The sequence below is a fragment of the uncultured Parabacteroides sp. genome, assembly GCF_947855115.1.
Lineage (GTDB): Bacteria > Bacteroidota > Bacteroidia > Bacteroidales > Tannerellaceae > Parabacteroides.
Window position 1 is genome coordinate 66,626 of record NZ_CANTZW010000021.1, and the last position, 10,987, is coordinate 77,612.

Below are 10,987 nucleotides of genomic sequence, written 5' to 3' on the forward strand. Positions count from 1 at the left end.
CGTATTCTGTTTATTTGTTATTTACGTTATTAGTCCTCCTCGGCGAACATCGGGTCCCAGGCGGGAAGGCGAGTCGGTGTTTGCTTCAAGATCTCTTTAACCTGATCCGTGATATATTTCTTGTTGACTACCAATCGGAACATGTACTCGTTGAACCATTGGTCCGTCATGATAAGGTGTCCGGCGTTCGCTCCGGGGCCCCAACTATTCTCAACCATCCATTTTTTCGGTTTCCCGTTTGCGTCGAGGTCAACGGCCATCAATGTCATGGCGTGTGAGGAGCCGCTGGCGAATGTCTGGATGCGCTGTTTCTTATCCATGCCGAAGGTAGTACCCAGCAACGAGCCGTAATCGTAGAAGTTTACGTCTAAGATACCTCTTTCCCTATCGAAGAACTTACCCACGTCGCAAGAGAAATACATCATGGTGCTGTCCTTGATGGAAGCGATAGCCATCTGTTTGATATCCTCGATCGGGAGGTTCACGTAAGTCCAGTTCTTGCCATCGTAAGCGTGGCGGTCGTAATCGATCTCATACAGTTTGTAATAATCGCGGCTAGGATCGTTCATCAGCATGACATAGTTGTTTTTCAGGTCGTCCCCGATATATTCTTGGAAGAAAGACTGAGGCGTATATTCCTTCGTCTCCACCGGGTTCCCTTTAGCGTCTTTGCGAGTCCACGTGAATTTCGTAGGCGGTTCTCCCAAGTTCAATACGAGCATACGGTAGACCGTGCCTAACATCTCCGTTTTCTTTTTCTCCAAGTCCGCTACGGTTGTTCCTTGGGTAGCCATGTCGCGGAGTTGCAAGCCGTATTCTTTCAGTTTTAGCCCGATCAGGTTACTCATGCGTCCGGTATTGTTGCTACTGTTGGTCTCTACCATCACCTCGGCGGGAACCACGCCATATTTGGTCAAGATATCGGAGACACCCGTAAACTGCCCGCCATCCCCGATCGGGTTCTTGAATAGCCATTCCACCATCTTGTCATTTATCGGCTTTTGGCGAGTATCGATAATACCCTGCAAGAAAAGGTTCGCTTTCTCCAGTTGGTCCCAGAAGAAAGAATAATTCTGGGAGAATTGGAATTCGCCCATGTCGTATTTCTTGATCGCTTGCGCACGGAATACGTTTAAACCCGTGAAAAGCCAGCAACGTCCCGAGGAACGCTGATTGGAGATCCCCTTGCTCTCTACCTTATTGGAGAAATAAGTATCCAGATTGTTCTTACTCTCCCTGTTGACGGCAAGCTTGTTGATGTCGTTGTTGGAGATCGCGTTGCGGATCGCCTTATCTGCGGGAGTTCCTTGATAAGACTGTTTGATTTGCTGCAACATAGCGGGTGAGATACCCCCGCCGCTCTGTTGCCCGTAAGCCGATAGCGTGATGCCCAAAGCCAAGGCCGCTATCCATAAATTGTTCTGCTTCATGATATTGTAAGTTGATTAATAAATTGTGTTATTTCTTTTGGGGCCATACCAGACCGTCTTGCCGGATCTTCCATACCGTACCGTCCGGAGCGGGCAGCGATATCTCGTACATAGATGGAGTCGTATGTATTTCCAGTTGCTTGGCGACCTCTTGCGGGCATAGCTCGTTTGGCTTCAAGTCGTTGATGTTGCCGGCATAATGTCCGAAGGTCGCGGCGAACTCATTCTGGCGGTAATATAAATTGCGCAAGATCCATTTCGTCTCCTCTGCCGGATGCTTTACGAAAGGAGTCTCGCCTTCTCCCGCTATCTTATCCGATATTTGGACATAGCCCCAGTATTCGGGCAGATGGATATTGATCACGCCGGTAGGCGCCCATACCCAGTTGTACTCGCGGATCTTATCCTCGCCTTGGATGGGGACTTTCACGTATTTACCGTCTTTCACGTCCGTGGTCCATTCCACACGGGAGAAGTTCACACGTATCTGCTCGCCGGTTTCCGGCTTTTCTTTCCCCCGGTCTACCTGGTATATGGAAGCCCAAGGGATGAAGACCTCTACGCTCCATGACTTATCGGTGTCTTTCGGGTTGTTCAGCGTCCCGTCTACGTAAACAGCCGATTTCATCCCGGCGAATTCCCAATTGTTCAATACTTGCGGATTATCCCGGTAAGGACGGCTCAGGAACAAATCCCATTCCGTACCCAAGGCATTCACCTCGTACTCCAGGTAATTATGGGTATCGTTCGTGGGATTCAGGAAGATCTCGAAATCATTGTCGTGGAAGATCACGGCATCGTGTTCCGTGATGGTCGCCCATACGTGAGGTTCCTCCATGAGGACGGCGAAGTACATCCCGTTATCATCGTAAGTCATCTTCGCCCGTGTCTGGAAATGAGGAGCCGGGCGCTTGTCTCCTTCGATATCCACGAAGTCGCTGGTCCAAGGTATCGCGTCCCATTCTCCGGGAGATAATTTCCCGTCGATCTTGATAGGGGCGGGAGCTTTGTAGCAAACATACGTCGGTGGATTAAACGGAGGTTGCGGCGTATAAGTGATATCCGGTTCTTGCGTACTTGGTTTCTGCGTGCAAGATAACAAAAGGAGTGCCGCTAATGGCGCTGTCGTTAAAATCGTTTTTCTCATGTGCGTTTATCTTTAGATCGTTTGATAAATAAATTCTTATTGAAGCAGATACATCGCCGCGTCCAACCATGTGTTTATATCGTCCGGATAATGCTGGTCGGCGGTATATGTATCGCTGCGTTTGTGACCAAGTCTTACGATCACGGCGTTTTTTTCCGGGAGCGTGAAGACGTATTGCCCCAATATCCCCCTCATATAAGGAACTTTCATTCCTTTGTAGTCAAGAATCCAGTATTGGAATCCATAGCAATGGTTCGTCTTCCCGAGATCCTTATAAATAAGACTGGTATCAGGGCTTGTCGCTTCCGCCAAATAAGCGGGAGAGATCAATTGCCGGCCCTCCCATTGGCCGTTGTTTAATAATAATTGTCCGAAGCGAGCGAAATCGCGGGCGTTACTGTTAAAGCAACAATAGGCTTTTTCCATACCGTCCTTCCGGTCGAGGCTCCAAAGGGCGTTTTCCTCGGCGTGCATCGGTGTCCATAGCTTGCGGGATACATAATCGCTCAGTCTCTTGCCGGTAGCCTTCTCTACGATAAAACCCAGCAACTGTGTCACGCCGCTTTGGTAGATAAAGTTTACGCCGGGCTCGTCGATCTCTTTCATCCCGAAAGCGATTTCCCGCAGGTCATCGCCATAATACAACCGGGTGGTAGGCGAGAAAGGAGAGCTGTAAGCCTCGTCGAAATCCACGCCAGCGCTCATGGTCAGCAAATGACGAAGCGTCAGGGCTTTTCCTCCATATCCCTTGAATTCCGGGAAAAATTCGCTTACCGGTTGGTCTACGTCCCGGATGAAACCGTCATCGATAGCGCAGCCGATCGCTAAAGAGACAATACTCTTTGCCATCGAGAAGGAGTTGCTGTGCGATTCCGGGGAATAATCTTCCCAATACTGCTCGAAAAGCAACCGGTTGTCTTGAATGATTACATAAGCGACCGTACCCAGCTCCTCAAACCGGGGTAGATATTTCTCAGGGATACTTTTCGTATTGTAAGCTTCCGATAATTCCCAGGGGCGGGGCGAGCCAGCTTTTACGACCCGGTTCTCGAATATCGGATATTGATCGATTTTGGGAAACAAATGGATAAGGGCCCTACGGAGGTAATAATTGGAGGGTAACGCCAGATATCCTCCAATTCCTAGTATAAAAATAAACACTATCCATCCCGCTTTTCGGGACAAATAGTGTTTATTATTCGGAATCCTATTATTTGAATTATTTTTCATGTAACCACTTTTTGCCCGAAGGAATGTATTTTTTTCCATAAATACAAATATATGGTTTATAATTCAAATAATCAAATACATGTCCTTATTCTTTATACCAAGAAGAATACATGTGGTAGTTCTTGGCTATTTTCTGGTTGATTTCCTTCGCTTGCTCGGGATCTACCTTCTTGACGAACTTAGCGGGAACCCCGGCGTAGATACTGCCCGGCTCGACGATCGTCTTGCTCAGTACCACGGAACCTGCGGCGATGATCGCTCCTTCGCCTACTACGGCGTGATCCAGCACCACGGAACCCATACCGACCAGGGCGCCATTACAAATCTTCGCCCCGTGGATCGTTACGTTATGGCCGATGGATACATCATCGCCGATCTCGATCGTCGATTTCTCGTATAAGGTGTGAAGTACGGAACCATCTTGTATATTCACGCCGTTGCCGATGCGAATCGAGTTCACGTCGCCGCGGAGCACAGCGCCAAACCAGATACTGCAACCTTCACCTATCTCTACGTCACCTATAATCGTGGCGTTGTCTGCTAAAAAAGTGTCTTTACCGATCTTCGGGGTAAAGCCACGAACGGATTTAATTAATGCCATACTTGTTAATTGGTTAGATTTCTGTTGTTTTCTCTTTCAGCCAAGCTTTCTCCTCCTCGTTCAGGAACGGGCTGATCTTGTCGTACACCATTTGGTGGTACTTGTTCAGCCAGGCATGCTCACGGACAGAGAGCATGGGGATGATAATCAGGCTTGTGTCGATGAAGCAAAGCGTCAGCGTGTCGAATCCGAGGAATTTCCCGAATTCCGTCTCGCTGTCCTCACGAACCAAGATCATGTTCTCCGTGCGGATACCGTATTCGCCGGTACGATACATGGCCGGCTCGTCGCTGATCACCATTCCGGGTTTCAAGGTCACCGGGTTCTCCTCCATGCGGATGCTTTGAGGGCCTTCGTGTACGTTCAGGCAATGGCCGATACCGTGACCGGTTCCGTGCAAGTAATTGATTCCGGAATCCCACAACGCTTTACGGGCGAGGATATCGATCTGGGAACCCCGCGTTCCGGCGGGGAACTTGCTTTTCGCCAAGCTGATCGTCCCCTTCAATACACGGGTAAAATCTTTCTTCATCTGCTCCGTCGGCTTGCCAAGGGCGATCGTGCGGGTGATATCCGTCGTACCGTCCAGATATTGTGCGCCGGAATCGATCAAAAGCAATCCCTCCGGTTTCAAGGTAGCGTCCGTCTCCGGCGTAGCGGAGTAATGAACGATCGCTCCATGCTCGGCGTAGCCGCAGATCGTGCCGAAGCTATCCATGATATATTGCGGTTGTTCCGCGCGTAAGGCGGTCAGTTTCTCGGCGGCGCTGATCTCCGTGACTTGGGCCCCTTCTGCCATTTGCTTCTCCAGCCAGATGTAGAACTTGGTCAGGGCGACGCCATCTTTTACCACGGCATTCTGGAAACCCTTGATCTCGGTCTCGTTCTTGATGCTCTTCAAATGGTTGGCGGGCGAGATCCCTTCCACGATCGTACAGCCCCCCGGGATCGCGTCATATAAAGAGACGTTTGTCTTGTTCATATCCACGAATACCCGGCTGTTCTCCGATAGGCGCGACAGGTATTTCCGGATCATGGAATATTCGGCCAGCGTAACTCCCTCTTTCTTCAAATGCTCGGTGATCTCGGCGGTCAGCTTCTCCGGCTTGATGAAAAGCACGCTCTCATCCTCCGATACGAAAGCGTAGCATACTGCGACCGGGTTATAGGTCACGTCCGTGCCCCGGATATTGAACGTCCACGCGATCTCGTCTAAGGCGGCGAGGATCAAGCAATCGGCACCCTCGCTCCGCAGTTGGTTATTGATGAGGTCTAGCTTCTCGCGGACGGAGGCCCCGCTTAATGCTTCCGGCATCTCGAATATCGGGTTCCCGGGGATGGCGGGACGGTCTTTCCAGATACCTTCGATCAGGTCGGCCGAGGTATCCAGCTTGATCTCTTTCCGGCTTAGTTTACTCGCCAAGGCATTCGCTTCGGCGGCACTATAGGTTTGTCCGTCCAGCCCCACGGTCTGTCCGGCGTGTAACTCATGCAAAAGGAATTCCGTGATAGACGGTGTCTCCGGGAGCGCCAGCTTATAAAGCTCGATGCCGGAACCTTCCAGTTGGCTGGCCGCTTGCAGGAAATAGCGAGAGTCGGTCCATAGACCCGCTTTATCGGCGGTGACCACGACTGTTCCCGCCGAGCCGGTGAAGCCGGATATCCATTCTCTCGATTTCCAGCGGTCGGCCGGATACTCGCTTAGGTGCGGGTCGGAACTAGGGATGATATAAGCGTCAACCTTCTGTTGTTTCATAGCCTCTCGCAGGGCGGCGATACGTTCAGGAATGTTTGTTTTCATCGCATTTTATTTTAGTCAACATTAATACTCGCAAAGTTAATGAATTGTTCAACTTGCGCAAGCCTATGTTTTCATGAAAAGACATTGAAAAGACATGATCCGTAAATCCGTCCCTAGGAAATTGAGGCACGACGCGAATTATATCGGTTTAAGACATATATTGGGTTTCGGAGTAAAGTGTATAATGCTTTGATTGTTAATGTATTGTTTTTACATGGTCTTTACGGCTGCATGTAAAAGCTTTTACATGCAGCCGTAAAAGCATTTACCTCTAACTGTAAAGACATTTACCAAAGCATGTAAAAGCGTTTACCGTGGTATGTAAAAGGAGCCTTTATTATATGTCTGGTTTTATCTTAATAGGAGCTTATCCCCAATCATACTCTTCCACGTAAGCGTCGAAGTGATCCTTCAGGTATAGGTTCAATTGCCTGGCGAGCGTGATCACCTCTTCTTGCTCGGCGGGAGATAGTAAAGTTTCCCCTTTCCGTTTCTGGTAGTATCTCCGGATACCCCAACGGCCTATCAAGGTATATCTGAATTTTCCCGACATGTTGACTGCCAATGCCTCTGTCGTACGCACGAAACCTTTGGCATAACGTAATTTTTTGCTGGAGCGATAATACTTGCACTTTCCGGCCATTGCCCTTATCGTGCCCGGATGTAAGGTTGGAGGGAAAATGACATTTGCCGGAACATGATCGTACGCGAGCCGGCGCAAACAAGTTTCGCCATGCGGACAGTCTGCCGCTGCGCACAATCCGAATTGGAAGGGGACTTTCGAATAATCGAACGAGGTGTATTTTGTCATGGTTCTTAAATTTTTGATGCTAGGCAAAGGTACGATAAATCATTTGGATTTACGGTTCAATCCGTTCGCGACTTTGTGGTTCACGATCTTGTGAACCTGTCGCTTTTAAAGAACCAGTGGATCGTTCTCCTAAATCAAGTTAAAGAAAAGGAATCCAATAAGTTTCAAGGAATAATTTGTTAGCTTTGTAGAAACAAACTAAGAAGTGCCATGAGGAATTCGCTTTGTCTATTAGTCTTCGCAGCCCTGCTTTTCAGCTTGAGCGCGTGTTCTTCTTATTATTATTCGATGCTGGGCTCGAATGACCCCGTCGGGGAGAAGAATGAGAGAGGTGATTTTGTGCAGGAAAACGATACGGTACGTATCTCTTATAGTTTCTGGGGGGAGAACGCCCCGGTTACTATAACCATATATAATAAATTAGACGAGCCCTTGTATGTGGATTGGGGGCGTTCGGCGCTGATAATCGACGACGTGGCTACCACCTACGACCCGAAAGTGGCCTCGGTCAGAGGCGAGAGCTCTAGCGTGGCATCCGGTGGTTCCTTCCGTTGGAGCGACAGGAGCAGTAGCGGGTGGAGCTACTCGGAAGGTTCTTTCTCCGGCGATGTGAGTTTGCCGAAAGGCGTTGAGTTTATCCCGCCGCGTTCCAAATTGGTCAATACGCCTTTACAGTTAACCAATTTCCCGTTTGACGAGATCCCGAAAGACGAGTATGTGAAGGAACAAATGACAACAAGGGCGGCCACCACCGTGAATATCCGTGTAAAGGATTTCACGGAAGAAGACTCTCCGCTGAAATTCCGTAGTTACCTGACGTTGTTCACGGGAGGGACAAACGGGAAGCCTTTGAGGCATTCCTCTTTTGAGCGGAACTTCTATTTGGCGAAGTTAATCAAGGTAGGAGACGTGTCTCCCCTGAATTTCGATGAGGGGCAACAGCAATCCGGCGATTTCTTTTACGTGAAAGAGACCCGTGGGGCTACGGCAGGCCTTGTCGTAGGTGCGGTAGCGGTTACCGCCGCGGGTGTGGCGATAGAGGCGACGCTAGGCCCCGCGAATCATTAAATATTCATATACGAAAGCAACAAATCCAACCCGATGATACAAGCTCTATCTGATTTAAGGACCGTGCGTTTCAATGAGCGAGCGGACGGCGTGATCATTCTGGACCAAACCCAATTGCCGGGCAAGGAAGAGTATCAAACCCTTACTACCGCCGGAGAGATATGGGACGCGATCTATCAATTAAAGGTACGCGGAGCGCCTGCCATCGGGGTAGCGGCCGCTTACGGGATTTATGTTTGTGCCCGCCGGATAGATACGGAGGAAAAATCCGTTTTCGCGGACGAGTTCGGGAAGATCAAGGAATATCTGGCAAGTGCCCGTCCGACGGCGGTGAATCTGGTGGCGGCGTTGAGCCGGATGGAGCAAGTATTGCTCGCCCATCCTTCCTTGTCCGTACCGGAATGGAAAGAGCTATTATATAAGGAAGCGGTCGCTATCCGGGAGGAAGATGCCGCCGCTTGCCGGCAGATCGGCGAGAACTGCCTGGAGCTGCTCCGTCCCGGTATGGGAATCCTTACGCATTGCAACGCCGGGCATTTGGCGGTCTCGGAATACGGCACCGCCTTGGCGCCGGTTTATCTGGGACAGGAGAGGGGCTACGGTTTCAAGGTCTTCGCCGACGAGACCCGTCCGTTGCTGCAAGGCGCCCGGCTCACGGCTTATGAGCTAAAAAGGGCCGGCGTAGACGTGACGCTGATTTGCGACAACATGGCCTCCGTTGTCATGCGGAAAGGCTGGGTACAAGCCGTGATCGTAGGCTGCGACCGCGTAGCCGCCAATGGCGACGTGGCGAACAAGATCGGTACGTCCGGCGTGGCGATCCTGGCCCGGCATTACCAGATCCCCTTCTATGTGCTAGGCCCTACATCCACCATCGACAGTTCCTGCCCGGACGGCGATTCCATCGTGATAGAGGAGCGTAACCCGGACGAAGTCACCGAGATGTGGTATTCAAAGCCTATGGCCCCGAAAGACGTGAAAGTCTACAACCCCGCCTTCGACATTACTCCCCACGAACTAATCACGGCGATAATTACGGAGAAAGGGATCTTTTATAAAAATAATCGCTGAAAGTTTTGCTAATCCCGAAACAATCAGTAATTTTGCCGCTCAATTTGAGGATATAAATAATTAAACAATATAACAATTTAAATTATGATCGTAGTTCCATTAAAAGAAGGTGAAAACATCGAGAAGGCGCTTAAGAAATTCAAGAGAAAGTTCGAGAAAACAGGTGTAGTCAAGGAATTGAGAGGCCGTCAGGCTTTCGAGAAACCGTCTGTTACGAAGAGAAAGCAGATTATGCGTGCCATCTACGTACAGCATTTGCAACAAATAGAAGAATAATTATAGCTTCCGGGCTTGTTTTATTGAATTCTTATTCCTATTTTCGTTGCATGAATGTTGATGCAACGAGAATATGCTGATCGATGACTTTCTAAACTATCTCCGGTATGAGCGGAATTATTCCGATTATACGATTGGTGCTTATTCGAAAGATTTGGACCAATTCCAGAGGTATGTAAGAGAGCATCGAGAAGGTGTATTTAACCCCGGGGAAATCGACTCGGATTTCGTGAGATGCTGGATCGTCAGTTTGATGGACGAGAAGCTCTCTCCCGTATCGGTGAACCGGAAATTAAGTTCTTTGAAATCTTTTTTTAAGTTTCTCATGAAGCAGGGTATAGTCTCTGCGAATCCGTTGAGGTTGGTGAGCGGTCCGAAAACGAAGAAGCCCCTGCCTTATTTCATTAAGGACAGCGAGCTGGAGGCGTTGCTGGACGGAGACGGGTTTGGTGAGGATTTTGAAGGTGTGAGGAATCGGTTGCTCATTGAGATGCTATACGATACCGGGATGCGCCGCTCAGAGCTGATCGGCATACGAAACGCTGATGTAGACTATGAGGCGATGCAGGTCAAGGTAACCGGAAAGCGGAACAAACAGCGGTTGATCCCTTTTGCGGAGGGTTTAAAAAACTTAATGCTTGCATACACGGAAGTCCGTGATCGTGAGGTTGAGGCGGCTAGCGAATGGTTCTTCGTCCGGAAGAACGGAGAGCAGTTGTCGACGGGGATTGTTTATAATGTAGTGAAAAAGCAATTGTCGGAGATACCCATGCTGGCTAAACGAAGTCCACACGTGTTGCGACATTCATTTGCGACGAGTATGTTGAACAACGGGGCCGAGCTGAACGCTGTGAAAGATTTGTTAGGTCATAGCAGTTTGGCATCTACCAGCGTTTACACGCATACGACCTTTGAGGAATTAAAAAAAGTGTATCATGCTCATCCAAGAGCAAAAAAAGAAGGAGGTTATTATGGACGTTAGAATTCAAGCAATTCATTTCGACGCGACTGCACAATTGGAGGCGTTTATCCAGAAGAAAGTTTCTAAATTAGAGCAATACTTCGATGGGATTATATTGGCCGAGGTTACGTTGAAGGTGGTTAAGCCGGAAACAGCAAACAACAAGCAAGCCAGTATAAAGCTGTCCGTCAAGAACGGGGAATGTTTCGCTGATAAGATAAACGATACTTTCGAAGGGGCGATAGACGATTGCGTTGAGGCTTTGGAGAAGCAACTGGTTAAATTCAAGGAAAAAATCAGAGCCAAATAAAAAAAACGGTAGATAAATTTGGTATGTAAGAAATAATGTCTAAATTTGCAGCCGTTTCGCCGTGGTGACGAAACGGCTGCTTATTAGAAGTATCGCCTCTTTAGCTCAGTTGGCCAGAGCACGTGATTTGTAATCTCGGGGTCGTTGGTTCGAATCCGACAAGAGGCTCAGGAGAATGGAAGATTGAAAATTAAGGGTCGTGAATAATTTTCAATTAACAAGTAAAAAGGGCAGTTACCAGAGTGGCCAAATGGGGCTGACTGTAACTCAGCTGGCTTTCG

General features: G+C 49.0%; 11 protein-coding genes and 1 tRNA gene. 6 read left to right on the forward strand and 6 right to left on the reverse strand.

The annotated features are described in order from the left end of the window. Positions 1-29 precede the first annotated feature (29 nt). The 6 genes from Q0110_RS12955 to Q0110_RS12980 form a co-directional block, all read right to left on the reverse strand. The gene (locus tag Q0110_RS12955) at positions 30-1,430 is read right to left on the reverse strand and encodes a C1 family peptidase (RefSeq protein WP_297906975.1); all 1,401 of its coding nucleotides are present in this window, start codon (positions 1,428-1,430) and stop codon (positions 30-32) included. Positions 1,431-1,458: 28 nt separating this feature from the next. Continuing rightward, a complete protein-coding gene (locus Q0110_RS12960; RefSeq protein ID WP_297906977.1) occupies positions 1,459-2,577 on the reverse strand; it encodes a carbohydrate-binding family 9-like protein in 1,119 nt (372 codons plus the stop codon). Positions 2,578-2,613: 36 nt separating this feature from the next. Further along, a complete protein-coding gene (locus tag Q0110_RS12965; RefSeq protein WP_297906979.1) occupies positions 2,614-3,807 on the reverse strand; it encodes a serine hydrolase in 1,194 nt (397 codons plus the stop codon). Positions 3,808-3,892: 85 nt separating this feature from the next. Further along, entirely contained in the window at positions 3,893-4,408 is a 516-nt protein-coding gene (locus tag Q0110_RS12970) for a gamma carbonic anhydrase family protein (protein ID WP_297906981.1), read from the reverse strand. 13 nt (positions 4,409-4,421) lie between these two features. Then, positions 4,422-6,209 (reverse strand): aminopeptidase P family protein, encoded by a 1,788-nt coding sequence (locus Q0110_RS12975; RefSeq protein WP_297906984.1) that lies wholly within the window; start codon positions 6,207-6,209, stop codon positions 4,422-4,424. 367 nt (positions 6,210-6,576) lie between these two features. Further along, entirely contained in the window at positions 6,577-7,020 is a 444-nt protein-coding gene (locus Q0110_RS12980; protein ID WP_297906987.1) for a DUF6078 family protein, read from the reverse strand. Positions 7,021-7,230: 210 nt separating this feature from the next. On the opposite strand from Q0110_RS12980, the gene Q0110_RS12985 reads away from it, so the two are divergent. From Q0110_RS12985 to Q0110_RS13010, 6 genes are all read left to right on the forward strand, one after another. Next, complete coding sequence (locus Q0110_RS12985) at positions 7,231-8,088, forward strand: hypothetical protein (RefSeq protein WP_297906990.1); 858 nt, start codon at positions 7,231-7,233, stop codon at positions 8,086-8,088. A gap of 33 nt (positions 8,089-8,121) precedes the next feature. Then, positions 8,122-9,159, forward strand: coding sequence for an S-methyl-5-thioribose-1-phosphate isomerase (mtnA, locus tag Q0110_RS12990; RefSeq protein WP_297906993.1), 1,038 nt, complete (start codon positions 8,122-8,124; stop codon positions 9,157-9,159). A gap of 84 nt (positions 9,160-9,243) precedes the next feature. After that, positions 9,244-9,435: a 30S ribosomal protein S21 gene (gene rpsU, locus Q0110_RS12995; protein WP_297906996.1), complete on the forward strand. Its 192-nt coding sequence runs from the start codon at positions 9,244-9,246 to the stop codon at positions 9,433-9,435. A gap of 73 nt (positions 9,436-9,508) precedes the next feature. Further along, positions 9,509-10,417 (forward strand): tyrosine-type recombinase/integrase, encoded by a 909-nt coding sequence (locus Q0110_RS13000; protein WP_297906999.1) that lies wholly within the window; start codon positions 9,509-9,511, stop codon positions 10,415-10,417. Continuing rightward, positions 10,407-10,706 carry a ribosome-associated translation inhibitor RaiA gene (gene raiA, locus Q0110_RS13005; RefSeq protein WP_297907004.1) on the forward strand — a complete coding sequence of 100 codons (300 nt, stop codon included), beginning with the start codon at positions 10,407-10,409 and terminating at the stop codon, positions 10,704-10,706. The genes Q0110_RS13000 and raiA overlap by 11 nt, the downstream gene beginning before the upstream one ends. A 94-nt stretch (positions 10,707-10,800) precedes the next feature. Continuing rightward, a tRNA-Thr gene (locus Q0110_RS13010) sits at positions 10,801-10,874 on the forward strand. Positions 10,875-10,987: the final 113 nt, after the last annotated feature.

Excerpts from the sequence above, each read along its gene's own strand:
- Q0110_RS12955 (WP_297906975.1), bottom strand. The coding sequence starts at position 1,430 with ATGAAGCAGAACAATTTATGGATAGCGGCCTTGGCTTTGGGCATCACG.
- Q0110_RS12960 (WP_297906977.1), bottom strand. The coding sequence starts at position 2,577 with ATGAGAAAAACGATTTTAACGACAGCGCCATTAGCGGCACTCCTTTTG.
- Q0110_RS12965 (WP_297906979.1), bottom strand. The coding sequence starts at position 3,807 with ATGAAAAATAATTCAAATAATAGGATTCCGAATAATAAACACTATTTG.
- Q0110_RS12970 (WP_297906981.1), bottom strand. The coding sequence starts at position 4,408 with ATGGCATTAATTAAATCCGTTCGTGGCTTTACCCCGAAGATCGGTAAA.
- Q0110_RS12975 (WP_297906984.1), bottom strand. The coding sequence starts at position 6,209 with ATGAAAACAAACATTCCTGAACGTATCGCCGCCCTGCGAGAGGCTATG.
- Q0110_RS12980 (WP_297906987.1), bottom strand. The coding sequence starts at position 7,020 with ATGACAAAATACACCTCGTTCGATTATTCGAAAGTCCCCTTCCAATTC.
- Q0110_RS12985 (WP_297906990.1), top strand. The coding sequence starts at position 7,231 with ATGAGGAATTCGCTTTGTCTATTAGTCTTCGCAGCCCTGCTTTTCAGC.
- mtnA (WP_297906993.1), top strand. The coding sequence starts at position 8,122 with ATGATACAAGCTCTATCTGATTTAAGGACCGTGCGTTTCAATGAGCGA.
- rpsU (WP_297906996.1), top strand. The coding sequence starts at position 9,244 with ATGATCGTAGTTCCATTAAAAGAAGGTGAAAACATCGAGAAGGCGCTT.
- Q0110_RS13000 (WP_297906999.1), top strand. The coding sequence starts at position 9,509 with ATGCTGATCGATGACTTTCTAAACTATCTCCGGTATGAGCGGAATTAT.
- raiA (WP_297907004.1), top strand. The coding sequence starts at position 10,407 with ATGGACGTTAGAATTCAAGCAATTCATTTCGACGCGACTGCACAATTG.